The sequence below is a fragment of the Amycolatopsis tolypomycina genome, from assembly GCF_900105945.1.
Lineage (GTDB): Bacteria > Actinomycetota > Actinomycetes > Mycobacteriales > Pseudonocardiaceae > Amycolatopsis > Amycolatopsis tolypomycina.
Window position 1 is genome coordinate 3532837 of record NZ_FNSO01000004.1, and the last position, 22144, is coordinate 3554980.

Consider the following 22144-nt stretch of genomic DNA (forward strand, 5'->3'; position numbering starts at 1 on the left):
TGTCTGTTCGGTGACACGCACGTGACGGCACGGGGATCAAGGAGCATGCTGGTGAAGACCAACCGCCGAGGAACGCCTGGAGGCCGCAACGTGCATCGGCTCGCCGCCGTGTCGTGGATCGCGCTCCCGCTCGCCGGTGCCCTGGTGCTCTCGGGCTGCTCGTCGGCCAAGTCCACCTCCGACGACCTGCAGATCGTCGCGAACCCGACCGCCGCGCGCCCGGCCGTCTCCCCCGCCGTGACCGTGAAACCCGCCGGTCAGGTGCTCGGCACCGGCTCGGTGTCGGCCGTCGCCGTCGACGCGAAGACCTCGACCCTCGTCGTTGCCGTGTCTTCTCCGCCGTCGCTGCAGCTGTACGACCTGAACGCCCTCGCGTCACCGCCGGTGAATATGCCGTTATACGGCAAGGTGGCGAAGCTGACGGTGGCGCCGGGGCGGATCGAGATCGCCGAGCCCGAGCAGGGTGTGGTGCAGCAGCTGACGTTGCCGGACCGGAAACTCACCGAGACGAAGACGGGCGGGCAGCCGGCGTCGAGCATCGCCTACGGGGCCGATCGGCTGGTCGCGATGGGCACGGGCAAGGACATCCGGGTGCTGCCGGCGGCGGGGCCCGCGCGGACGATCGGCGGGCAGCTCTACAGCGCCGACGACGTGGTCGACACCGGCGACGGCGTGGTGGTGCTCGACCGGCTGCGGACCGCCGTGTTCTCGGTCGACGTCGCCGGCGGGAAGGTCGACGAGGGCCTGCGGGCGGGCGACGGCGCCGCGAACGCCGTGGCGGACTCCTACGGCCGGGTGCTGGTGACCGACGCGCGGGCGGGGGCGCTGCTGGCGTTCTCGGCGGGGCCGCTGATCCTGCGGCAGCGGTATCCGGTGCCCGGCGGGGCGTACGGGATCGCCTACGACGCGACGCGCAGCCTGGCGTGGGTGACGCTCACCGAACGGAACGAAGTGGCCGGGTTCGACGTCCGCGGCGGCGAGCCCGTGGAGAAGTACCGGTTCCCCACCGTGCGCCAGCCGGACTCGGTGGGGGTGGACGAAAAGAGCGGCCGGGTGATCGTCGGCTCGGCCGCCGGAGAAGGGACCCAGGTGATCCAGCCATGACAGCGGTCAGCGAGGCGGTGGTCGAAGGGGATTGGGAGTATCGCCGCCTGCACCTCCCCCCGGGCGTGTCCCGGCGTGCGGCGGCGATCCAGCTCTCCATCCACGCGGAGTTCGCGGGCTGGGAACTGCGGACCGTCCGGCTCTACGCGGACGGCACGCGGCGGGTGTGGCTGCGCCGCAAGAAGACGGCGCAGAGCCTGCCCGGCGCCCTGCCGACCTAGCCGAACACCCGGTTCAGCCACTCGGCCCAGACCTTCTCCTCGACCTCCGGGTCCGCGCCCGGGGTGAAGAGGTGGTGGCCGGCGACCATCGGGCCGTGGAAGCCGCGCAGGAAGCGGAACATCGCGTCCGCCGTCCGCACGCCCACGGTCTGGTCGTTCACGGCGTAGACCACGCCCTCCCCGCCGAGCCGCACCCGGTCTCCCACGGCGGGCCGCGCGGCCAGGCCGAGCGCCGTGCCGAGCCGAGTCCACGCCTCGGCCCAGTCCCCCACCGGCGGCCCGAAGGCCGTCACCGGGGTCGCGATCCGCCCGGCGAAGTGCGTGACGTACTCAACCAGGGTGCGGAAGAACAGCTCGCCGCCCGCGGTCATCGCCTCGAACTCGTCCGCCCAGTCGTCGCCGGGCAGGAACCCGCTGGTGACGCACCGGATCACCGTGCTGCCGGAGTCGCGGCCCTCGACGAGGAACTCGTAGGCGATCCGCCGTCCGTCCGGCGCGGGGTCGTTGCCGTAGCCGAGCTTCTCCAGCGGATCCCACTCCCGGATCCGGTATTCCGGCTGGTAGGCACCGAATGCTCCGCGGATCGTGCCGCCGGTGCCGCCCTCGACCTCGTTGCGGCCCATGAACCACGAGTCGATGCCGGGCCCGGTCGCGATGGCGTCCCAGACCTCCTCCGGGGTCGCGGCGACCTCGGCGGCGTCGGTCAGTTCGAACTCATGCCCCACCTGCGGACTCCTCCGGGACGCTGGGGTGGACGGCGACGACCACCCGGTGGTTGCGGCCCTGCTCGGCCGTCTCGTCGTGGTACTTCCCCACCAGCGCGGTGACGGCGGCCGTGAGCTCCTCGGCGAACGCGGCCCGGTCGGCGGCGGAGGCGAACCGCACCTCGCCGTCGAGCGCGAAGGTCGCCACGCGCTGCTTGGCCTTCGCCGCGCCGGTGATCAGCAGGCCGACGTCGCGCACGAGCCGGCCGGCGACGGCGAGCAGCCACCGGGCCGACAGCCGGTCGGGCGAGCGCGCCGGGTCCGGCTGGACGGCGGCCAGCGCCGTCGGCGAGATGACGTACGAAGCCGCCGTCGCCCGCATCATCCGCTCGGTGACGTTGCCCTTGCGGCGTTCCTCGACCAGCTCCACCAGGCCGTGGCTCTCCAGGGCGCGCAGGTGGTAGTTGACCTTCTGCCGGGGCAGGCCGACGCGCGCGGCGAGCATCGTGGCCGAGGCAGGCTCGGCCAGCTCGGCCAGCAGCCGGGCCCGGACCGGGTCCAGCGACACCTCGGCCGCCGCCGCGTCTTCGATCACCGCCACGGGAAACATGCGCCCAGCATCCAGCCGAACAGAGAAATTGTCAAGAACGTTCGAGCTGTCGGTCCAGCAGGGTCTGGAAGTGCGGGCACGTCATGAGGTCGTCGTGCCGGCAGTCGCCCTCGAGGAGCTCGAGCGCGGCCTGCGCCCGGGCGATGCGGGTCCGCAGCCGCTCCCGCTGCCGGGCGGCCATCGCCGCGCGGCCGGCCGCGGACCGGTCGGTCAGCATCGACCGGATGTCCGCGAGCTCGAACCCGGCTTCCTTGGCGACCAGGACGGCGGCCACCCGGCGCACGTCGGCGTCGGCGTCGGCGTAGCGGCGCCGGTCACCGACGCGGGCGGGGGTCAGCAGCCCTTCCGCTTCCCAGTAGCGCAGCACGTGGGCCGGCAGCCCGAAGCGAGCCGCCACTTCGCCGATTGACTTCATCCCGACATTAAGTCCCACGATGGGCGGCATGTCCACGTTGCTCACGCTCCTCGACGCCCTCGACGACCGCCCGCAAGCCGTTGCCCTGCGGGAACTGAGTTACCGGAACCTCGGCGACACCGTGGTCGACGTCGGCTGCGGCGGCGGCCGGGCCGTCGGCGAACTGGCCGCCCGCGGGGTCCGGGCCATCGGCGTCGACGCCGACCCGGCGATGGTCTCGACGGCGGCTGCCCGCTGGCCCGACGGCGAGTTCCACGTCGCCGACGCGGCCGCCCTGCCCCTCCCCGACGGTTCGGTGACCGGCTACCGCGCCGACAAGGTCCTGCACGTCCTGCCGGACCCCGCGCTCGCGGTGGCGGAGGCCCGCCGCGTCCTGCCCCCGGGCGGCCGCGCGGTGCTCACCGGCCAGGACTGGGACACGATCGTGATCGACTCCGACGACCCGGTCCGCACCCGGCGGATCGTCCACACGCGAGCGGACGGGATGCCGCACCCGCGGATCGCCCGGCGGTACCGGAACCTGTTGCTGGACAACGGGTTCACCGACGTCACGGTCGAGGTCCACACGCTGGTGTGGACGGACGCGGCGGTGCTGCCGGTCCTGGCCGACCTCGGCGGCGACGGCGCCTGGCTGGCCGAACAGACGGCCCGGGCCGCCGACGACCGGCTGTTCGTGGCGGTGCCGATCTTCCTCGCGGCCGGCACTAACTCCGGAGGCTCGCGTTGACGAGCGCGACCACCCGCGGCAGCACCTGGGCCGCGGCCTCCAGGGGCACGACGTGCCCGACACCGGGCAGCACCACCGCCGTCCCGTTGCCCAGGCCGCGGACCCACTGCTCCACATCGGACGCCCGCACGATCCGGTCCCGCTCCCCCACGATCGCCGTCACCGGCAGGTCGCCGACCTGGGCCAGCGCCGCGTCACGGGCGTAGGCGTCCATCGCCGGGCGGAACAGCGACACCGTGTGGGGCCAGTTGCCGCGGATCATCTTCACCGTCAGCTCGACCAGGTCCGGGTCCGGGTCGTCGCCGAACAGCCACCAGCGCAGGCCCGCGCTGACCGCGCGGCTCGTGTGCTCGCGCACGACGCCGAACAGCTTCGACCCGAGCACCGCCTCGAGGTCGCGGGCCAGCTTCCCCAGCGCGTTCGGCCAGGTCGCCGACACCTCGGCGGCGAGCGTGCCCGACGACGTCGCCAGCAGCACCAGGCCGGACACCCGCTCGGCGAACAGCTCCGGGTGCCGCTGGGACAGCGACATGATCGCCAGGCCGCCCATGTCGTGGCCGGCCAGCACCACCCGGCCTTCGGGCACTTCGCGCGTCAGCAGCTCGGCGAGGTCGTCGCCGAGCTGCGCCATGGTCGCCGTGCCGCGCCGCGCCCGGCCGGAGCCGCCGTGGCCGCGCTGGTCGTAGGTCAGCACGGCCACCGGCCCGTCGGCGGCGTCCGGCACCAGCGGCGCGATGCGGCCCCAGCTGCGCTGGTCGAGCGCGTAGCCGTGGACGAACACCACCGTCACCGGCGCGGCCGGGTCGCCCCTGCGGACGAGCTGCAGGGACGTGCCGTCGGCGAGCGCGAACCCGGTCATCAGCTGGTGCGCAGGAACCGGTCCAGCACGCGGGTGCCGAACTTCAGCGCCTCGACGGGAACGCGCTCGTCGACGCCGTGGAACAGCGCCGAGAAGTCGAGGTCGGCCGGCAGCTTGAGCGGCGCGAAGCCGAAGTTGCGGATACCGAGCTGTTGGAACGACTTCGCGTCGGTGCCGCCGGACAGCATGTACGGCAGCGTCTTCGCGCCCGGGTCCTCGGCCAGCACGGCGGCGCTCATGGCGTCGACGAGCGCGCCGTCGAACGTCGTCTCGACCGGCGGGAGCTCCATCCACTCCTTCTCGATGTCCGGGCCGAGCAGCTCGTCGAGCTCGCGGTCGAACGCCTCCAGGCGCCCGGGCAGGATCCGGCAGTCGACGGCGGCCTCGGCGACCGACGGGATGACGTTCGACTTGTACCCGGCGGTGAGCATGGTCGGGTTCGCCGTGTCGCGCAGGGTCGCGCCGATCATCCGGGAGATGTTGCCCAGCTTGGCGACCGAGCCCTCCAGGTCGTCCTCCGGGAAGTCCCACCCGGTGATCTCGGTGACGCCGGCGAGGAACTCCCTGACCGAGTCGGTGAGCACGAGCGGGAACCGGTGGTTGCCGAGCTTCGCCACGGCCTCGGCCAGCTTCGTGACGGCGTTGTCGCGGTGGATCATCGAGCCGTGCCCGGCGGTGCCGCGCACGCGCAGCTTCATCCAGCGGATGCCCTTTTCCGCCGTCTCGATGAGGTAGGCGCGGACGTCGTCCTTGAGCGTGATCGAGAAGCCGCCGACCTCGCTGATCGCCTCGGTGACGCCTTCGAACAGCTCGGGCCGGTTCTCGACCAGCCACTGGGCGCCGTAGTGACCGCCGGCCTCCTCGTCGGCCAGGAAGGCGAAGACCAGGTCGCGCGGCGGCACGACGTTGTGCATCTTGTAGTGCCGGGCCAGCGCGAGCGCCATCCCGCACATGTCCTTCATGTCGACCGCGCCGCGCCCCCAGACGTAGTCGTCCTGGATGGCCCCGGAGAAGGGGTGGACCGACCACTCCGAGGCGTCGGCGGGCACGGCGTCGAGGTGACCGTGGATCAGCAGGGCGCCCCGGGACCGGTCGGCCCCTTCGAGCCGGACGATCACGTTGTGCCGGTTCTTCCCGCCCGACTCGACGTAGGTGATCTCGTAGCCGGCGTCGGTCAGCTTCTCCGCGACGTACTCGGCCGCCGCCCGCTCGCCGACCAGCGTGTCGGGATCGCCGGTGTTGGTCGTGTCGATGCGGATGAGCTCGCTGGTCAGCGTGACGGCTTCGGCCGCGGCGGCTTCGATCAGGTTCGGTTCGGTCACCGGCCATTCCTATCACCCGGCTGGCCGGGTGCGCTGGCTGCGCGCCTGCTGGGACGGCCGCACGCCCCGGCGTCCGAGCTCAGGCGGCGGCGAAAGCCTTCTCGAGCGCGGCGACGACGGCGGCGTTGGCCTCCGGCGTCCCCACCGTCAGGCGGATGCCCTCGCCGGGGTACCGGCGGCTCAGCAGACCGGCCCGCTCCAGCAGGTCGGCCACCTCGTCCGCCCGTGACCCCAGCGGCAGCCACAGGAAGTTCGTGTCGGTGGGCGGCGCCGGCACCTGGCGTTCCCGCAGGGCCGCGCGCAGTCCTTCCCGGGCCGCCTTGACGATGGCCACGCGCTTCGCCAGCTCCGGCTCCGCCGCGAGGGACGCCAGCGCCGCGCGCACCCCGATCCCGCTGACCCCGCACGGCACGGCGCACTTGCGCAGGGCCGCACTGAGCACCGGCTGCGCCACCCCGTAACCCACGCGCAGCCCCGCCAGACCGTACGCCTTCGAGAACGTCCGCAGCACGACGACGTTCGGGTGCCGTCGATACAGCTCGACGCCGTCCACCGCCGAGGTGCTGAACTCGCGGTACGCCTCATCCAGCACCACCAGCACCGATTCCGGCACGGCGGTCAGGAACGCGGACAGCCCCCGCGCGCCGACGGACGTGCCGGTCGGATTGTTGGGGTCGCAGAGGAACACGGCCCGCGTGCGCGGGGTGACGCGTTCCGCCATCGCCGCCAGGTCGTGCACCCCGTCCCGCAGGGGCACCGGCACCGGTCGCGCCCCGGCGATCCGCGCCACGATCGGGAACGCCTCGAACGACGGCCACGCGTACACGACCTCGTCCCCCGGCTCCAGCATCGCCTGCGCCACCTGCTGGTAGATCCCCACCGAACCCGGGCCGGTCACCACGTCGCTCTCCGGCACGCCCAGCCGTGCGGCGAGCGCCGCCACCAGCTCGCCCGGCATGATCTCCGGGTAGTGGTGCGCGGTCAGCGCCGCCCGCGAGATCTCGGCCAGCACCGACGGCAGCGGGGGGTACGGGTTTTCGTTGAGGAACAACCGGTGCGACACGCCGTCCGCCCGCGCCACCGGCGGTTTCGGCACGTACAGGGGCACTTCGTCCAGTACCGTGCGGGGAACCGGGGTCATGACGCCTCCTCGAGTGCGGCGCGAGCCACGTAGAAGCCCGACATGACGTCCTGCACGGCCAGACCGAGCGACTTGTAGAGCGTGGTGTCGTCCGGTCGCTCCCGGCCGGGGTGCCGTCCGAGGAGCACCTCGCCGAGCTCGGCCCGCACGTGGTCGGCCCCGATCAGGCCCTCGGCCAGCGGTGCGCGCAGGTCGCCGGACTCGGCCGCCGCCGACTCCCGGCTGTCCACGAACACCGCCGCCCTCGCCACCGTCTCCGACGAGAGCTCGCGCGCGTCGGCGAACGAGCCGCCCACCACGTTGAGGTGCGCTCCAGGCGCCACCCAGCCCGCCTCGACGATCGGGGTGCGGGCCGCCGTGGTCGTGCACACCAGATCCGCGCCGTCGAGCGCCGACCGCACGTCCGGCGCGACCTCCACGTCGATGCCCAGCCCCTCGGCCCACGCCCGGTAGTCCTCCGCGTGCGCGCGGGTCCGCGACCACACCCGCACGCGGCGCAGCTTGCGGACCACGGCCAGCGCCCGCAGGTGGCTGCGCCCCTGCACGCCCGAGCCGAGCACGGCCAGGTCGCCCGCGTCGGGCGGGGCCAGCACGTCGGTGGCCACCGCCGACACGGCGGCCGTGCGGGTGGCGGTGATCGCGCCCGCGTCCATCACGGCCAGCGGTCGTCCCGTGTCAGGGTCGAACACCATCACCACGCCGATGTGCAGGTCCAGGCCGCGCGCGGGGTTCTCCGGCTTGAGGACCATCGCCTTGAGGCCGAACCCGGCGTGGTCGTCGCCCGCCACGTGGCACGGCATCGTGCCCAGCAGACCCGATTCGTGCGGGGGGCGCAGGATCGTGCGCAGCGGCTGGTTCACCTGCCCCGCGCTGTAGCGGCGCATCGCCTCGGCCATCAGGTCGATCGCCGCCTCCACCGGGTACAGCCGGTGGACGTCGTGCTCGTCGAGGAACTGCATGTGGCCCCTTTCAGACCCGCGCGGCGACGAACACCGACCACAGCATCCGGATCGTGCGCGTGCGCGAGATGAACTCCAGGTCGTGCGCCGCCACGGCCGGCTGCGTGGTGAGCGCCAGGTCCACCACGCCGTCGCCGACCGCGATCGCGGCCGCGCTGGTGGAGGTCACCTTGATCGCTTCGTAGCCGGTGAACCGCTCCGGCAGCAGTTGCGCGATCAGCGCCGTCGGCGCGGGGTGCGTGGCGATGCGCGGCCAGTCCGGCAGCGCCTTCCGGTCCCGCCGGCGCGCCAGGCCGTAGAGCGGCGTGTCCTGGATGAACGCACCGCACAGCGCCAGCCTGGTGTCCATGTAGTAGTCGTTGACGCCGGAATACGCGCTGGCCACGACGACGTGGCTCACCTCGCCGGATCTCAGCGCTTCAGCGGCCTTCTCGTAGGTGTCGAACAGCCTGATCTCCGGCGGGCCGTCGGCGGCGAAGGTGCGCCACACGTGCCGGGCCGCCTGCTCGCTGCTCGTTCCCGCCGGCCCCAGCGTGCCCACCGCCTTGACGGGCACGTCGCTGCCCGACAGCACAGCAAGGCGTGGTTCGGCCAGCAACATCGGTTCTGCCACGGACATCTCGCTCTCCCAACGCATCTCACGGCACTCGCACGCGGGTGAGCCAGTGCTCGTACCTGTCGTCCGAACCCCGCACCAGGTCGTGGTAACGGTGGCGCAGGCCGGTGGTCACGGTGCCGGGTTCGCCGGTGCCGACGTCCCGGCCGGCGATCCCGACCACGGGCGTGACCCCCATGCCCGTGCCGGTGAGGAACACCTCGTCCGCGACCAGCAGGTCGGCCGGTTGCAGCGGGCGTTCGGTGTAGCTCAGGCCGAAATCGGCCGACAGCACCCGCACGGTGTCGCGGGTGACGCCTTCGAGGATGTCGGCGTCGAGCGGCGGGGTGAGCAGTTCGTCGCCGCGCACGGCGAACACGTTGGCCGTGCTCGCCTCCGCCACGTCGCCACGCTCGTTGAGCAGGATCGCGTCGTCGTAGCCCGCCGCCCGCGCCTCGTCCACCGCCAGCGCGTTGTTCAGGTAGGTCCCGGTCGCCTTGGCACGCACCGGAAGGGACCGGCCCGGCGGGCGCGTCCACGAGCTGAACGAGCAGCGCACGCCCGCCGCCGGCGAGTAGTCGCCCAAGGTGAACGCGATCACCGACAGCGCGTCGGAGTTGCCGCGCAACGACACCCCCGGCCCCGTCCCGGGCAGCGGGCGGTACTTGTACGCCAACGGCCTGATGTAGGTGTCACGCGCGACACCGTTGCGCGACAACAGCTCGACGACCACGGCCGCGAGCTCCGCCGTGTCCTGCGGCAGGTCGATGCGCAACAGCCGGCACGACCGCGCGAACCGCTCCAAGTGGTCGCGGAGACGGAACACCGCGAGTTCCGACCGACCGGGCACCACGTGCGCCCGGATGCCCTCGAACACGCCCGTGCCGTAGTGCAGGCCCTGCGTGGTGACCGGGACGGTGGCCTCGGCGACCGGCACGAACCCGTCCCGGTGGTACGCCCACGCCGTCGTCGCGGGCCGCTCGTCCGTCCGCGTCCCGCCCGACACCTCGGCGGTCACGTCAGCGCCTCGCCGACGCGAGGGACCGGGCGGCAGCGGTCTCTTCGTCGGCGTCCTCGCCGGAGCGGTTGTCCACCACGCGGGCGGCCTTCCAGCTCACCATCGCGCCCGTGCCGGTGATGCTGCCGAACCGGTCGTGGCCCACGCTCACCTCGACGCCCAGCACGTCCCGGCAGTGGTCGGCGAGCTCCGGGTCGACGCGCGGCGGCTCGCTCTCGTCCGCCTCCAGGCGCAACGACAGCCGGTCCGCGCCGGACTCGTCACGGTCGAGCACCACCTGGTAGTCGAGGTAACCCCGGACGTGGCCGAGCAGCAGGTTCTCCAGGTCGTAACCGCTGATCCGCTGCCCGCCGACGACCAGTTCGTCGCGCGTGCGGCCCAGCACCTCCAGGCGGTCGGCCGGCAGCGTCGCCCCGGCGTCCCCGCGCGTGCGGCGCACCAGGTCGCCCGTGCGGTAGCGCACCAGCGGCTTCGCGCCCTGGTACAGCGCAGTGACGACCAGCTCCCCGAGGGTCACGTCCCCGGTCTCGGCCGCCGGCGCACCCGTGACCGGGTCGACGACCTCGTAGTGGTTGATCAGCGGTGCGGTGTACAGCCCGCCGTCCGCCCCCGCCGCGGCCAGCACCGACGCCTCCTGCGAGGCGTACAGGGCGTTATACGCCCGTGCGCCCCACAGCTCGCCGATGTTGGCCAGCAGCTCCGGTGATGCCAGTTCGCCGGTCAGCATCAGCACCCGCACCCGCAGGTCCCGGCGCGGGTCGAGCCCCGCCGCGCGCAACCGTTTCGCCAGCGTCAGCGCCATGCCGGGCGTGCAGAACAGGCCGGTGACGCCCAGGTCGCGCAACACCGCCAGGGCCCGGTCGAAGCCGACCATCGGCGAGTGCGGCCACATCTTCGCCACCGCCAGGCCCAGGTTCCGGCACACGTCTCCGAACGTGTCGCCGAACGCGTGCAGCTCGGTCGGTCCGGAGACGCCGATCACCTGGTCGTCGCCGTACTGCCGGAAGATCGTGTCGTAGTGGACGGTCAGCGCCGTGTTGTTGGCCAGCGAGTCCACGTTGTCACGCGGGCACGGAGTGGCTGCCCCCGTGGTGCCGGTCGTCTCGTAGAAGATCCACGCCCTGGACAACGGGCGGGACAGGATGTCGTGTTGGGCCGCGCGCAGGTCGTCCTTCGTCGTGAACGGCACCGCACGCCACGCCGCACCGGCCGACGAGCCGAGCTCCTCGGTGCGCACGTTCGCCAGGTGCTTGCGGTAGAACGGCGAGTTCGCCCGCACGTAGTCCACAGTGGCCCGGAGCATGGTGGTGCGGTGGGCCTCCAGGCGCGCCCCGTCCCACCGCCCCGCGGCGAATTCGCGGTGGTCGTCACGCAACCGCCGGGCGACTCCGGCCAGTTCCTCGTTGAAGATCGTGAACATGCTTCCCCCTTGTGGTCAGCGACGGGCGGCGAGTTCGTGCGCCACGACCGTCGCGTCCCGCTCGACGACGTCGGCGATGACCCAGTCGCTGATCTCCCGCCAGACGGCGATGGCGTCCTGGTGGAACGGGTGCGTCATGTAGCGGTCCAGCGCAGCCTCGTCCTCCACCAGCCCGATCACCACGAAGTCGTAGGCGACCGGCCGGTCCGAGAAGTTCCGGCCCGCGTACCAGTAGCGCAGGTCGGGGACCTCGTCGCCGACCCGGCGCGCCAGGGATTCGGCGACGGGGACGCGCGGGTCCTCCGGGGACACCCCGTCCTTGAACTTGAACAGCACGATGTGCCGGATCATGACTGTCCTCCGAAGAAGGTGATGTCGGCGTCGTCGGGCACGGCACCGCGCCGCGCCGCGAGTTTCGCGAAGTGCCGGATGCCCGCGATGTGCCGTCCACCCAGGCTGTGTTCGAGCGTCGCAAGGTAGCGGGACATCTCCTCGCGGGTGAACAACCCGTTGGCCGCCAACGATTCCGCCACCTCGTCGAGCTGCCGGCTGCCCTGCTGCGCGGCCTCCAGCAGCGTCGCGTGGGCGGCGGACACGGCCGCCGGCCGGCGCAGGGCCGTGGCACGGCGGACCGCCCACACCGCGAACACCATCGGCAGGCCCGTCCATTCCCGCCACAACGCGCCCAGGTCGTGCACGTGCAGCCCCGGGTGCGGGTGCAACGTCTCGGCCAGCGCCGCGTCACCGATCAGCACCGCACCGTCGGCACCGCGCAGCATGTCCGCCAGCACGGGCGGCTCCACGCGATACTCGGCGTTCACCCCGGCCCACTCGGCGAGCAGGATCGTCGCGAGCAACGCCGCCGTGCGGCTGGTCGAGCCCAGCGCGACCCGGCCACCGTCCAGGTCGGTGAGCGGCCCCCGGGTGAAGAGCTGGCACGACAGCACCTCGCCGTCACTGCCGATTCCCAGGTCCGGCAGCGCCAGCAGCCGGTCGTGGTGGCGCAGGTACTCGACGAGGCTGATGGGCGCGACGTCCACCTCGCCCGCCAGCAGCGCCGCCGCCATGGCCTCCGGCGTGCCCGTCGCCACCTGCCGGTCCCCGAGCCCCCAGCGCACCGCGCCGCAGTTGGCGAACGAGAACACCCCCAGCCGCAAGGGCGGGGTGTCCGGCTCCCGCCCCGGCTCGACGGCGGCGGCCCGCTCACGCTCGGCGCCGAGCCTGCCCCGGCAGATCTCCAGCACCATCGACCCCAACGTCGTGCCGGCGCTGCCGAACGCGTCGTGGTACCGGCGGAAGATCTCCCGTTCCCGCGCGGTGTCCGTCCGCACGCCGCCGGCGGCGATCCGGTCCCGCTGGATACCGGCGGAGATCCGCCTGCGCTCGGTGATCAGCGCGATGAGTTTCGCATCCAGGTCGTCGATGCGGTTGCGCGCCGGTGTGACGGGCGCGTGTTCCTGCTGTGCGGTCATCTCCGAACTCCCCAGGTTGCAGTACCTTCAGAACGAAACCCCGATGCGATCCGGGTCTTCGTCGTCCACGGCCCGCAGAAAATCGGCGAAGAAATCGTGCACGTGCCCGATCGATCGGCCCGCGAACAACACGTGCTGGTAGTCGGTGATGTCGTATTCGGTGGTCGCCATCTCGGTCAGGTTCAGCGGGCGGATGTCGGCCTTGCGGAAGCTCTCCAGTTCCCCGAAGGACGACAGGAGACCGGCGCCGTACGCGCGGTGCAGGCCGTTCTCCTCGATCACGCCGTACTCCAGCGTGAACCAGAAGACCCGCGAGATCAGCTCGATCGTGCGGGGGCTCTCGACTCGCCGCACCGCTTCGCCCGTCAACCGGTAGAGCTCGGCGACCTTGTCGTTGCCCAGCGCCGGCGAGTGGCCGACCAGCTCGTGCACCACGTCCGCCTCGGGCGAGAAGAACGGCTGCGAGTGGTGCCGGATGAACTGGGCGGCGTAGAACTTCTCATCGGCCAGCACACCGTAGAACTGTTCGATCGGCACGAAACCGACAGCGGGTGTCAACGCGTACCCGGTCATGCGGCGCAACCGGCTGTTGACCTCCTCCAGTTGCGGGACGTGGTCGGTGGGCAGATCCAGCGCGGCGGCCCAGGCCACCACGTCGGCCGCCGCGTACTCCGCGTGCCGCTCGGCCAGCGCCCGCTGGATGTTCCGCCACGTCTGGTGGTCCAGCTCGTGGTAGTCGATCTCCGGCGCCGGCGTGCCGACAACGTGTTCCGCGCCCTGGAAGGCGATGCGGTTGCGCCGTCGTGTGTAGTCGTCGTCACCGTGGGCCGGGTGGTCGACCGGGAACGCGTAGCGCGGGTATCCCGACTCGTCATAGGTCATCGGCGCGTAGAGAGCGGGATCATCCATGTTCTCCACCAGAATCTCATTGGAGGAAACTCGGGCCTGTGCGTCAAGGGAAAATGCACGGGGCCGAGTTCCGGAAATCGAGGACCTGGCCAACCTATGGGTCGCTGCTTTTTGCCGTCAACGCCGCTACGGACGAATCACCGGGGTGGCGCAGTTCGCAAACTTTCCCAAGTTTTTCAAGGACCTCGCCCGATCCGGCGAGCCGACGCCCCCAGGCGTGGTCAGGCCGGCCTGCTCCCCCCGCTTGCACGAACTCGTCCCGGCCTGACCGGCTGGGCTATCGTTGGGCCATGTTCACGACGCTTGTGGCTTTCGCCGGCGTGTCCCTGCTGGCGACGTTGATTCCCGGCCCGGACACGGCCGTGGTCATCAAGAATTCGCTGGGGCGCGGGCGCCGGGCGGCCATGGCCACCGCCGCCGGGTGCAGCACCGGCCAGGTCGGCTGGGGAATCGCGTCCATCGTCGGAATAGCCGCGCTGCTCGCGACCTCGGTCGTCGCGTTCACCGTGGTGAAATGGATCGGCGCGATTTACCTGTGCTACATCGGCCTCCGCTCACTGCTCGGCGCGCTGCGCTCGGGGCAGTCCGCGGCGGCACCGGCCGCTGCCGCCGCGCCCGCGAGCGTCGCCTCGTCCTACCGCGACGGCCTGTTCACCAACGCGCTCAACCCGAAGACGGCCTTGTTCATGTCCGCGCTGCTGCCGCAGTTCACCGGCCCCGGCTCCCCCGGGTGGCTGCCCGTGGCCCTGGTCGCGGTGACGGCCGTCGTCAGCTTTTCCTGCATGTCCGCGTACGCGCTGGTGTTCGCCAAGCTCGGGGACGTCCTGCGGCGGCCCGCCGTGCGGCGCGCGGTCGAGGGGACGATGGGCGGCGTGCTGGTGAGCTTCGGTGTGGGTCTGGCGTTCAGCCAGGCGTGAGGGTCGTCCAGCGGTAAAGGTGCCGGGGACGGCCGGTCTTGCCGTACTCCACGGTCATCACGGCCACCCCCCGGTCGACCAGCTGCTTGAGGTAGCGGCGGGCCGCGACCGCCGACAGCTTGCACAGCTCCCCGACCTCGGCTGCCGACAGCGGCCCGCGCTGCTGCCGCAGCGTCCTCGCCACCAGGTCCAGCGTCGTGCCCGCGGCCGTGCCGCCGTCAGCGCCGGCGCCGGTCGCGAGGCCGGGCAGCGGCACGTCCGCCTCGCGCTGGTCAAGCGAATCGTGCTGGTCAAGCGAATCGTGCTGGGCCGTGCACTTGAGCAGGTGCCACCAGTCGACCCAGCTCTCCAGCAGGGCGCGCACCACGTGCCGCTCGACCGGCGCGACCATGCAGGCGAACACCCCGAGCCGGACCGCGCCGAGCACGACGTCCACCCGCGGCCGGTCGACGACCATCAGGACGTCGCACTGGTCTCGGCCGCGCATTTGTGCCAGCGCATGGAGCACCTCCACCCCGTCGGCGTCGCAGTGCATGATCGCCAGGTCCGGGCTCAGGGCATCGACCACGGCCGACACCCCTTCACCCGGGCGCACTGCGCCGGCGATGTCCAGGCCGCCGACCGACTGGGCGCCGTCCAGGCTCGCCGCGAGGTCGTCGGGACCCCCTACGACGAGCACCTTGGCCCGCACCCGAACGGCAGCCGGGAGCAAACATGAGCCGTACGAATTCTCGGTCACTTCCCGTTTCCCCCCGGGACGACTGAACAGGAATTTCCCCTGGTGCCCGGCGACGTACCAGCCCCTGGCCGGCCACCCACTCCGACCCTACTGGCAGCGGGGGCCACGTCCCACCGACCGGAAATCACCCGGCGGGAGGAAGCCGGGACTCCGGCACGCCCGGCGCCGACCCTTCCCCCCTTCTCGCCCGAACCGCGGTGTGGGCGTTCTACGCACCGTTCGGATCACGTGGCACCAGAGGTATCCAATACGGCATACGGGTGGCGTCGCTTGCCCATTTACCACACACAGTGAGAAATGTGATATAGGGCATATTTTCCTTGCGGTGCCACAAGCGAAAACTTCGTTTCGATCCCTCAATTGAAATGCAGCGTCACGACTGCCACACCGGGTCTTCGGTCCGCGCGCGGTGCTCGCCGCGCCGGTGCGGCCGCCACCCCGCTCCGAACAGGCAACTCGTGCCCCGACGACCGGCCCCGGCGATCCCGCGGCCGCCCGGCGCCGGCGGTTCCCCTCGCCCCCGAGTTGCACGTTTGGTTCAACGGAGCATGCTGCTGTTGTAGTAGTAGTGGTAGTACAACCGCAGGTCTGCGTGCTGTCCGCTGGGGGGATGAGATGCAGTTGCTCAGGGTTCTGGTGTGCGATCCCGATCCGCTGATCAGGGCGGGAATTCGCGGATTGGTCGAGTCGGTGGAGTACGCGACCGTGATCGCGGAATCCTCGTCGATCTGGTCCGGTCGCGAGATGTGCGATGACTCCTACGACGTCGCCGTGGTCACCGACGGGGACATTCCGCCATCGGCCAAGAACGTGATCCTCTTCATCGACGATGTGCACGACCGGCGGGCGCTGGTCAACGCCGTCGCGGCGGGTGTCACGCGCTTCGTCAGCCGGACCAACGCCGCCACCGACCTCGGCCACGGGCTCCGAGCCGTGCTCCAAGGCAGTCCGTACGTTCCGACCCCGGTCGTCGAGCAGCTTCTCGCGCTGCTCGCCGCGACGATCCCGACCAAGGCCTCCGCCACCCGGCCGATCGAAGAGCTGAGCCCTCGCGAGGCCGAGGTGCTCATGCTCATCAGCGAGGGAACCAGCAACGCGGCCATCGCGAGGAAGCTGCACATCCAGGAGACGACGGTGCGCTCGCACGTCGCCCGGATCCAGTCGAAGCTGAACATCGCCACGCGCGCCGAAGCGGTTCTCGTCGGCCAGCGGTTCCGGATCGAGGCGGGCCGCGATCGATGAGCCGCCGGCACGGGCGATCACCCGACCTGGCAGGCGCCTGGGCGGGATCGCCCACGCGCCTGCGCTCACGCGCCGGTCGATGCGGCCGTCACTTCCTGGCGAGGAACAGGCGACCCGTCGGGAACGCCAGCTCGACCGACGACACGTTCGAGAACCCCGCGTCGACGAGCTTGTCCCTCCACTCGTCCTCGGTGAGGAGGCGTCGCTTCATGAACTGGCGGTGGTAGTAGCTCACGATCGCGCTGAACCGGCGTTCGCGATCGTTGCGCAGGTACGGCACGGCCTCGGTGATCGCCATCATGCCGCCGGGCGCGAGCGCCTCCCGGCAGTTGGCCAGCACCTGGTCGGCGACGTCCTCCTCGCCCGGCAGCATGTCGTGGAAGACGAAGCCGGCGTGGATCACCTCGGCTCCGTTCAGCGGGCTCGGATCGGCGGCGATCGACTGGATCGAACGCTCCACCACCGTCAGCCGGTGGCCGACGCCGGCGAGATCCGCGGCGTCGCGCGCCGCCTGGCACGCGCCCGGATCGAGGTCGAGACCGACGGCCTTGGTGTCGGGGAGGCTCTGCATGATCTCGATCAGCAGCCTGCAGGTGCCCGCGCCGAGGTCGACGGCGACGGCCGGCTTGGCGTCGATGATGGCCGCCAGGGCCGCCGGGTAGAAGCCCTTGCTGCCCATCCACTGCGAGCTCACCGCGACCTCGCGCCCGTCGCGGAGGTCGATGCCGGACGCGAGACCGGGGTCGCTGAGGAACTCGCGTGCGCCCTCGATGAAGGGCCGGTTCGCGTTCATCGTCCAGGACACGAAACCCGCCTGGTGCTGGATCACGTCGAAGTCCGGCACCGCGCGGAAGGCGTCGTCCGCCGGGCCGGCCCGTTCGATGATCGCCGCCGACTCCAGCGCCTCGCAGTAGGTGCGCACGCCCGCTTCCGGCAGATCGACGGCCGCGGCGAGCTCGGCCGTCGTGACCACTTCGCCGGTGGCGATCAGTGGAGTGATGCCGAGCCGGTCCCCCATCTCCAGGAACGCGGCCGCGGCCGCGATGCGTGGGGCGTCACCTGCTGCCGCGCACTCGTCCGCGAAATTGTGGTCGACTTTCCGGGCCATTCGCTGCCACCTCTGTGGGGTCGGGCTCGATGTGCGAGATATGCTGCCGAAGACTACGTGGACGCATGTCCGTCCACACCGTTTCGATGTACCCGAGACATTCCTGCTCGGTTCCTGTTCTGCCTACCGGCGTCCACCCGGCCGGGATTTCCGGACCTGCGGGCCAGATCGAGTACTGGTCCTCATGGTTGACGACCACGAGAAATGGTCCGTCGTCGGGCAATGAACTACCTCCCCCGGGTGGCTTCACTGTAGGGCCATGCTCCGCCGAGTTCGTCCGCGATGTCTACGTCAGTGCGTCGAAACATTTTCATCATTTTGTCCATATGGATTCGACGATTGACCGTTGTCCCGGCGCCGAACACATCACTACCTTCGGTTCCCGAGGCGTGGCCGATTGATGGGCCCCGGTCGCCACGGATCACCGTCCACCACCACTTTTCGAAGCAGGCGGGTGTTCACAGCTGATGACGCGGATTGCACACATCGACCCGGACCGGCGGCCGTCGTGATCCCCGGTTCACCGCCGGTGCCGGGCCCAGGTGGCGTGCGCACGCCCCAGCTCCCCGCCACCCGGTCGGTAGAGCGTGGTCGTGACCGTCGCTCCGTGCTCGGACCGGGAGTCGAGCCGGCCGGTCACGATCGTCCGTTCGCCCGGTGGCACCCCACCCGCGAGGCGAACGGCCAGGTGCGCGAGCACCATCGGTTCGGCCTGCTGGTCGAACAGCCAGCCGCCGGCGCAGTCGAGCACCGCCCACACCAGCCAGTCCGGAACCGGGGCGGCCGGCGTGGTCCACGGGCACGCCACGGTGCCGGGCCTGCCCCGCACCGGCCCCGGACTCAGCCCGACACCGTCGTCGAGCCGTGCGGTGCCGCAGGCGAAGCAGGTCGGGAAGGGGTGGGCGATGCGCCCCGCGAAATGCGCGGCCGACTGCTCGGCGACCGGGAGTTCGACGAAATCCGCGGTGCCGATCGCGACGTTCGACTCCCGGACGGTGGCAATCAGCTCGTCCCGGTGCCAGACGTGGACCCGCCGCGCGGCGGGTTCGGCGCACAGCGGCGAATCCAGCGGCGGCGGCGCGTGCAGGGTCACCGCCACGTCGTTCGGCTCGACACCGAGCAGGTCCGCGGCCCGGTGGGCGAACAATGCGCAGGCATAACCGCCGTGCGCGGAGTTCGCGGGGCCGGTGAACCGCCGGTCGATGCGCATCTCGAAATCCAATTCGACGCCCTCCCCCGTGACCGCGAAACCCCAAAGTACCCCTCCGGACCGGACGGAGGCACGCGATGACGACCGGGAACCGCACCTCGATGATCGCGGCCTCCGCCATCCTGGTACACCGGCGCACCCTGCAGGAGCAGGTCACGATCGCGTATGCGGAAACGGTGCCGAAAACCGTCACGGTCGACTTCTCGGCGGCACCGTCGTTCCGTGCGGTCTGCGATTTCGTGGCCTCGTCCGCCGTACCGGGCGAAAGCGACGAGACGGACGTCGACGCGGTGGTCCGGTTCGCGCCCGACGGATCCGTCGACGGTGATCCGGCGGAACTCGTGCGGCTCCGAGCGCTGATCACCGACGGGGTGGCGCACCCGGACCGTCCGGTGTCCGAGCTCCGGCTCACCACCGGCGACGACCTCGCCTGGCTCGAGACCGTCTCCGGTGACGAACGTCCCCCGCGCCCCGCCCGGTGCGTCCACGACGTGTTCGCCGACCACGCCGCGGCGACGCCGGACGCCGTCGCGATCAGCTGCGCCGGTCGCACTCTCACCTACCGTGACCTGCACGAGCGGGCCGCCGGGCTGGCCGCCGCACTGCACGGGGCCGGCGCCCGGCCCGGCGAGGTCGTCGCGGTGTTCGGGCGCCGGTCCCCCGAGCTCGTCACGGGTCTGCTCGCGATCCTGCGGGCCGGGTGCGCCTACCTCGCGCTGGATCCCGACGATCCGCCCGCCCGGCACGAGCTGCTGTTGCGCGACGCGCAGGCGGCCGTGCTGCTCGTCGATCCGGCCATGGCCGCCCCGGCCGGATTCACCGGCGCTGTCGTCCCGTGGAACGCACGGGCGGACCAGCCGGTCGACGTCGAGGTCACCCCGGATCACCTCGCGTACGTGAGCTACACGTCGGGCTCCACCGGAGTGCCCAAAGGCGTGGCCGTCCCGCACCGCGCGATCTCGCGTCTCGTGGTCGCGCCGAACTGGATCGAGGTCGTCCCCGGCGACGTGGTCCTGGAGTCGGCGCCGGTCGCCTTCGACGCGTCGACGGTCGAGATCTGGACCGCGTTGCTGAACGGTGCCCGGCTCGCGATCCTGCCACCGGGTCCGGTCGAGCTCGACCGGCTGGCCGACGCGGTGCGCGCCGAGAACGTCACCGTCCTGCTGCTCACCACCGGCCTGTTCCACCACATGGTGACCGCGCAGCTCGACTGCTTCAAAGAGGTCCGGCATGTGCTGACCGGCGGGGACGTCGTCTCGCCGCGTCACGTGAAGACGCTGCTGGACGCCCATCCGCACCTCGTGTTCACCAACGGCTACGGACCCACCGAAAACACGTCGTTCACCACCTGCTGGACGATCCGGGCGCCGTTGACCGGGGGCAGCGTGCCCATCGGGCCGGTCGTGAGCGGGACGACGCTCGCCATCCTCGATCCGCGGCTGCACCCGGTCCCGGTCGGTGTGTGCGGGGAGATGTACGCGGGAGGCGAAGGGGTGGCCACCGGGTATCTCGGCCGGCCGAAGGAGACGGCGGCGCGGTTCGTCCCGGACCCGTTCTCGCGGCGGGCGGGGGCCCGGATGTACCGGACGGGCGACCTCGCCCGCTGGCTGCCGGACGGCACGGTCGAGTTCGTCGGCCGGATCGACACCCAGGTCAAGGTCCGGGGACACCGGGTGGAACCCGGCGAGCTGGAGGCCGAGCTCGCCCGGCGGCCCGAGGTGGCCCAGGCGGTCGTCGTCGCCCAGCCGGACGCGTCGAACGGCCACCGGCTCCTCACCTACGTGGTACCGGCCGGACCAGGCGATCACGCCGGTCTCGGCGCCCGGCTGCGCGACCGGGTCGCCCGGACACTGCCCTCGTACCTGGTTCCGTGGGCGGTGCTGGTCGTCGACGAGTTGCCGTTGACCCGCAACGGAAAAGTCGACCGGCGGGCCCTGCCGGCGGTGACCCGCTCGCCGCGGGTGCTGGCGAGCGAGTACGTGGCACCGGACACCGCGCTCGAGACGTCCGTGGCCGAGATCTGGGGTGAGCTGCTCGGGGTCGAACCCGTGGGGATCGACGACGACTTCTTCGAACTGGGCGGGCATTCCCTGCTGGCCGCCGACCTGCTCGGCATCGTCCGCAGGCGGTTCGGGATCGACGTCGCCGCCCGCACCCTCTACCTGGGACCGACGGTGCGCGAACTGGCCGCGGCGATGGGCGCGGAGGTGCCGTCGTGACGTGCCCGTGGGGCAACACGGACCTGGTCGACCACGGGCTCTACAGCGACGGCGACCCCCATGGGATCTGGCGGGAACAGCGCCGCCACGACCCGGTGAGCTGGCAGGAGCCCGGCTTCTGGTCCGTGACCCGCTACGAGGACGTCTGCACCGTGCTGCGCGCGCCGGGCGAGTTCACCTCGGAGCAGGGGACCCTGCTCAACCTGCTCGGCAAGGGCGACCCCGCCAGCGGGAGCAACCTCGTCACCACCGACCCGCCGCGGCACACGCGCATGCGCAACCCGATCCAGCGGGCACTGTCGATCCGGGAGGCCGAGCACTACCGGCCGCGGATTCGCGAACTGGTGGCGGAGCTGCTCGCGCCGCTGGGTGACGGGGGGCCGTTCGACTTCGCGGCGGCCATGTCGCGGGTGCCGATGGCCGTGACCGGAACGCTGATGGGACTGCCCCGGTTCGACTGGAGCAGGCTTTCGCACCTCGCGATGTCGGCGCTCGCGCCCGACGACCCGAAGTACCGCCTGCCGTCCGGGCCGGAGGCCACGCTGCAGGCGGCGCACCGCGAGATCTTCACCTACTTCCAGGACCTGGTGAGCGAGCGGCGCGCCGATCCCGGTCACGACCTGATCGGCACCCTGCTGACGATGGACGTCGACGGCGACACGCTGTCGCTGAGCGAGATCATGGCGAACTGCCACAGCCTGCTGGTCGGCGCGATCGTCACGACGCCCCAGGTGCCGACGGCCACGCTCCTCGAACTCGCCGGCAAGGACGTGCTGGACGACTGGGCGGGCAGTCCCGGCCGGATGAAGCGGGCGCTGGAGGAAGCGCTTCGCTGGGCGTCGCCCAGCAACCACTTCATGCGCCACGCCACCCGCGACGTCGACCTCGCGGGCGTGACCATCAGGGCAGGCGATCCCGTCGTCGTCTGGCTCGGGTCGGCCAACCGGGACGAGGACGTCTTCCCCGACCCCTACACGTTCGACATCACCAGGAACCCGAACCGGCACGTCGCGTTCGGCATCGGCCCGCACTTCTGCATCGGCCACTCGATCGCGCGCGTGACGCTGCAGGCCGTCTTCGCCGAACTGCTCGGCCGGTTCACCGACTTCGAGGTCGTCGCACCGCCCCGCCGGTTGCGGTCGAACATCATCGCCGGCATCACCGAGCTGCCGGTGACCGCACGCAGGCGACCGACGCCCGCGCCGATCACGCACGCCAGTGGGGGCTGACAAG

The 22144-nt window shown here is 71.6% G+C and carries 24 protein-coding genes; 7 read left to right on the forward strand and 17 right to left on the reverse strand.

The window, feature by feature from the left end:
- Positions 1 to 90: 90 nt before the first annotated feature.
- Positions 91 to 1104, forward strand: a complete 1014-nt coding sequence (locus BLW76_RS26225) for a YncE family protein (protein WP_091311958.1) — start codon at positions 91 to 93, stop codon at positions 1102 to 1104.
- Entirely contained in the window at positions 1101 to 1325 is a 225-nt protein-coding gene (locus BLW76_RS26230; protein WP_004561940.1) for a DUF5703 family protein, read from the forward strand. Before BLW76_RS26225 ends, BLW76_RS26230 begins: the two co-directional genes overlap by 4 nt.
- Here BLW76_RS26230 and BLW76_RS26235 read toward each other — a convergent pair.
- The 3 genes from BLW76_RS26235 to BLW76_RS26245 are packed head-to-tail and all read right to left on the reverse strand — an operon-like array spanning position 1322 to position 3054.
- Positions 1322 to 2050 (reverse strand): SRPBCC family protein, encoded by a 729-nt coding sequence (locus BLW76_RS26235; RefSeq protein ID WP_091311960.1) that lies wholly within the window; start codon positions 2048 to 2050, stop codon positions 1322 to 1324. The two genes, BLW76_RS26230 and BLW76_RS26235, sit on opposite strands and share 4 nt — an antisense overlap.
- On the reverse strand, positions 2040 to 2639 hold the full coding sequence (locus BLW76_RS26240; protein ID WP_208613384.1) for an ArsR/SmtB family transcription factor: 600 nt from the start codon (positions 2637 to 2639) through the stop codon (positions 2040 to 2042). Before BLW76_RS26240 ends, BLW76_RS26235 begins: the two co-directional genes overlap by 11 nt.
- A gap of 31 nt (positions 2640 to 2670) precedes the next feature.
- Positions 2671 to 3054, reverse strand: a complete 384-nt coding sequence (locus BLW76_RS26245) for a MerR family transcriptional regulator (protein WP_167384741.1) — start codon at positions 3052 to 3054, stop codon at positions 2671 to 2673.
- Positions 3055 to 3082: 28 nt separating this feature from the next.
- Here BLW76_RS26245 and BLW76_RS26250 point away from each other — a divergent pair, with 28 nt between their 5' ends.
- Positions 3083 to 3781, forward strand: a complete 699-nt coding sequence (locus BLW76_RS26250; protein ID WP_091311962.1) for a methyltransferase domain-containing protein — start codon at positions 3083 to 3085, stop codon at positions 3779 to 3781.
- On the opposite strand, the gene BLW76_RS26255 is transcribed toward BLW76_RS26250, so the two are convergent.
- From BLW76_RS26255 to BLW76_RS26300, 10 genes are all read right to left on the reverse strand, one after another.
- The gene (locus BLW76_RS26255; protein WP_091311964.1) at positions 3759 to 4640 is read right to left on the reverse strand and encodes an alpha/beta fold hydrolase; all 882 of its coding nucleotides are present in this window, start codon (positions 4638 to 4640) and stop codon (positions 3759 to 3761) included. The genes BLW76_RS26250 and BLW76_RS26255 overlap by 23 nt on opposite strands.
- On the reverse strand, positions 4640 to 5962 hold the full coding sequence (locus tag BLW76_RS26260; protein WP_091311966.1) for a M20/M25/M40 family metallo-hydrolase: 1323 nt from the start codon (positions 5960 to 5962) through the stop codon (positions 4640 to 4642). Before BLW76_RS26260 ends, BLW76_RS26255 begins: the two co-directional genes overlap by 1 nt.
- 79 nt (positions 5963 to 6041) lie before the next feature.
- Positions 6042 to 7103 carry a histidinol-phosphate transaminase gene (locus tag BLW76_RS26265; protein ID WP_091311968.1) on the reverse strand — a complete coding sequence of 354 codons (1062 nt, stop codon included), beginning with the start codon at positions 7101 to 7103 and terminating at the stop codon, positions 6042 to 6044.
- Positions 7100 to 8062: an ornithine cyclodeaminase family protein gene (locus BLW76_RS26270; protein ID WP_091311970.1), complete on the reverse strand. Its 963-nt coding sequence runs from the start codon at positions 8060 to 8062 to the stop codon at positions 7100 to 7102. Before BLW76_RS26270 ends, BLW76_RS26265 begins: the two co-directional genes overlap by 4 nt.
- Positions 8063 to 8072: 10 nt before the next feature.
- Positions 8073 to 8681 (reverse strand): prephenate dehydratase domain-containing protein, encoded by a 609-nt coding sequence (locus tag BLW76_RS26275; protein WP_208613385.1) that lies wholly within the window; start codon positions 8679 to 8681, stop codon positions 8073 to 8075.
- Between the two features lie 19 nt (positions 8682 to 8700).
- On the reverse strand, positions 8701 to 9675 hold the full coding sequence (locus BLW76_RS26280; protein WP_091311975.1) for a branched-chain amino acid transaminase: 975 nt from the start codon (positions 9673 to 9675) through the stop codon (positions 8701 to 8703).
- 1 nt (position 9676) lies between these two features.
- On the reverse strand, positions 9677 to 11095 hold the full coding sequence (locus BLW76_RS26285) for a phenylacetate--CoA ligase family protein (RefSeq protein ID WP_091311978.1): 1419 nt from the start codon (positions 11093 to 11095) through the stop codon (positions 9677 to 9679).
- Between the two features lie 15 nt (positions 11096 to 11110).
- Entirely contained in the window at positions 11111 to 11446 is a 336-nt protein-coding gene (locus BLW76_RS26290) for a Dabb family protein (protein WP_091311981.1), read from the reverse strand.
- The gene (locus BLW76_RS26295) at positions 11443 to 12567 is read right to left on the reverse strand and encodes a chorismate mutase (RefSeq protein WP_208613386.1); all 1125 of its coding nucleotides are present in this window, start codon (positions 12565 to 12567) and stop codon (positions 11443 to 11445) included. Before BLW76_RS26295 ends, BLW76_RS26290 begins: the two co-directional genes overlap by 4 nt.
- A 27-nt stretch (positions 12568 to 12594) precedes the next feature.
- Positions 12595 to 13476 carry a phenylalanine 4-monooxygenase gene (locus BLW76_RS26300; protein ID WP_143060684.1) on the reverse strand — a complete coding sequence of 294 codons (882 nt, stop codon included), beginning with the start codon at positions 13474 to 13476 and terminating at the stop codon, positions 12595 to 12597.
- A gap of 290 nt (positions 13477 to 13766) precedes the next feature.
- Here BLW76_RS26300 and BLW76_RS26305 point away from each other — a divergent pair, with 290 nt between their 5' ends.
- Positions 13767 to 14393: a LysE family translocator gene (locus BLW76_RS26305; protein ID WP_167384742.1), complete on the forward strand. Its 627-nt coding sequence runs from the start codon at positions 13767 to 13769 to the stop codon at positions 14391 to 14393.
- Here BLW76_RS26305 and BLW76_RS26310 read toward each other — a convergent pair.
- On the reverse strand, positions 14380 to 15072 hold the full coding sequence (locus BLW76_RS26310; RefSeq protein ID WP_143060685.1) for a response regulator: 693 nt from the start codon (positions 15070 to 15072) through the stop codon (positions 14380 to 14382). The genes BLW76_RS26305 and BLW76_RS26310 overlap by 14 nt on opposite strands.
- Before the next feature lie 585 nt (positions 15073 to 15657).
- On the opposite strand from BLW76_RS26310, the gene BLW76_RS26315 reads away from it, so the two are divergent.
- Positions 15658 to 16374 carry a response regulator transcription factor gene (locus tag BLW76_RS26315; RefSeq protein WP_143060686.1) on the forward strand — a complete coding sequence of 239 codons (717 nt, stop codon included), beginning with the start codon at positions 15658 to 15660 and terminating at the stop codon, positions 16372 to 16374.
- Positions 16375 to 16462: 88 nt separating this feature from the next.
- On the opposite strand, the gene BLW76_RS26320 is transcribed toward BLW76_RS26315, so the two are convergent.
- The 3 genes from BLW76_RS26320 to BLW76_RS26330 form a co-directional block, all read right to left on the reverse strand.
- Positions 16463 to 17482: a class I SAM-dependent methyltransferase gene (locus BLW76_RS26320; RefSeq protein ID WP_091311991.1), complete on the reverse strand. Its 1020-nt coding sequence runs from the start codon at positions 17480 to 17482 to the stop codon at positions 16463 to 16465.
- Positions 17430 to 17732, reverse strand: coding sequence for an MbtH family protein (locus tag BLW76_RS50685; protein WP_341866504.1), 303 nt, complete (start codon positions 17730 to 17732; stop codon positions 17430 to 17432). The genes BLW76_RS26320 and BLW76_RS50685 overlap by 53 nt, the downstream gene beginning before the upstream one ends.
- Positions 17733 to 18002: 270 nt before the next feature.
- On the reverse strand, positions 18003 to 18692 hold the full coding sequence (locus BLW76_RS26330) for a hypothetical protein (RefSeq protein WP_143060687.1): 690 nt from the start codon (positions 18690 to 18692) through the stop codon (positions 18003 to 18005).
- A 77-nt stretch (positions 18693 to 18769) separates the two neighbouring features.
- On the opposite strand from BLW76_RS26330, the gene BLW76_RS26335 reads away from it, so the two are divergent.
- Together BLW76_RS26335 and BLW76_RS26340 are read left to right on the forward strand one after the other, a co-directional pair.
- A complete protein-coding gene (locus BLW76_RS26335) occupies positions 18770 to 20911 on the forward strand; it encodes a non-ribosomal peptide synthetase (protein ID WP_091311997.1) in 2142 nt (713 codons plus the stop codon).
- The gene (locus BLW76_RS26340; RefSeq protein ID WP_091312000.1) at positions 20908 to 22140 is read left to right on the forward strand and encodes a cytochrome P450; all 1233 of its coding nucleotides are present in this window, start codon (positions 20908 to 20910) and stop codon (positions 22138 to 22140) included. Before BLW76_RS26335 ends, BLW76_RS26340 begins: the two co-directional genes overlap by 4 nt.
- Positions 22141 to 22144 lie beyond the last annotated feature (4 nt).

What these genes read in the sequence shown, in the direction of transcription:
- BLW76_RS26285 (WP_091311978.1), bottom strand. Translation starts at nt 11,095, where the DNA reads ATGTTCACGATCTTCAACGAGGAACTGGCCGGAGTCGCCCGGCGGTTG.
- BLW76_RS26230 (WP_004561940.1), top strand. Translation starts at nt 1,101, where the DNA reads ATGACAGCGGTCAGCGAGGCGGTGGTCGAAGGGGATTGGGAGTATCGC.
- BLW76_RS26275 (WP_208613385.1), bottom strand. Translation starts at nt 8,681, where the DNA reads ATGTCCGTGGCAGAACCGATGTTGCTGGCCGAACCACGCCTTGCTGTG.
- BLW76_RS26300 (WP_143060684.1), bottom strand. Translation starts at nt 13,476, where the DNA reads ATGGATGATCCCGCTCTCTACGCGCCGATGACCTATGACGAGTCGGGA.
- BLW76_RS26290 (WP_091311981.1), bottom strand. Translation starts at nt 11,446, where the DNA reads ATGATCCGGCACATCGTGCTGTTCAAGTTCAAGGACGGGGTGTCCCCG.
- BLW76_RS26265 (WP_091311968.1), bottom strand. Translation starts at nt 7,103, where the DNA reads ATGACCCCGGTTCCCCGCACGGTACTGGACGAAGTGCCCCTGTACGTG.
- BLW76_RS26240 (WP_208613384.1), bottom strand. Translation starts at nt 2,639, where the DNA reads ATGTTTCCCGTGGCGGTGATCGAAGACGCGGCGGCGGCCGAGGTGTCG.
- BLW76_RS26335 (WP_091311997.1), top strand. Translation starts at nt 18,770, where the DNA reads ATGACGACCGGGAACCGCACCTCGATGATCGCGGCCTCCGCCATCCTG.
- BLW76_RS26305 (WP_167384742.1), top strand. Translation starts at nt 13,767, where the DNA reads ATGTTCACGACGCTTGTGGCTTTCGCCGGCGTGTCCCTGCTGGCGACG.
- BLW76_RS26330 (WP_143060687.1), bottom strand. Translation starts at nt 18,692, where the DNA reads ATGCGCATCGACCGGCGGTTCACCGGCCCCGCGAACTCCGCGCACGGC.
- BLW76_RS26320 (WP_091311991.1), bottom strand. Translation starts at nt 17,482, where the DNA reads ATGGCCCGGAAAGTCGACCACAATTTCGCGGACGAGTGCGCGGCAGCA.
- BLW76_RS26295 (WP_208613386.1), bottom strand. Translation starts at nt 12,567, where the DNA reads ATGACCGCACAGCAGGAACACGCGCCCGTCACACCGGCGCGCAACCGC.
- BLW76_RS26250 (WP_091311962.1), top strand. Translation starts at nt 3,083, where the DNA reads ATGTCCACGTTGCTCACGCTCCTCGACGCCCTCGACGACCGCCCGCAA.
- BLW76_RS26270 (WP_091311970.1), bottom strand. Translation starts at nt 8,062, where the DNA reads ATGCAGTTCCTCGACGAGCACGACGTCCACCGGCTGTACCCGGTGGAG.
- BLW76_RS26245 (WP_167384741.1), bottom strand. Translation starts at nt 3,054, where the DNA reads ATGAAGTCAATCGGCGAAGTGGCGGCTCGCTTCGGGCTGCCGGCCCAC.
- BLW76_RS26255 (WP_091311964.1), bottom strand. Translation starts at nt 4,640, where the DNA reads ATGACCGGGTTCGCGCTCGCCGACGGCACGTCCCTGCAGCTCGTCCGC.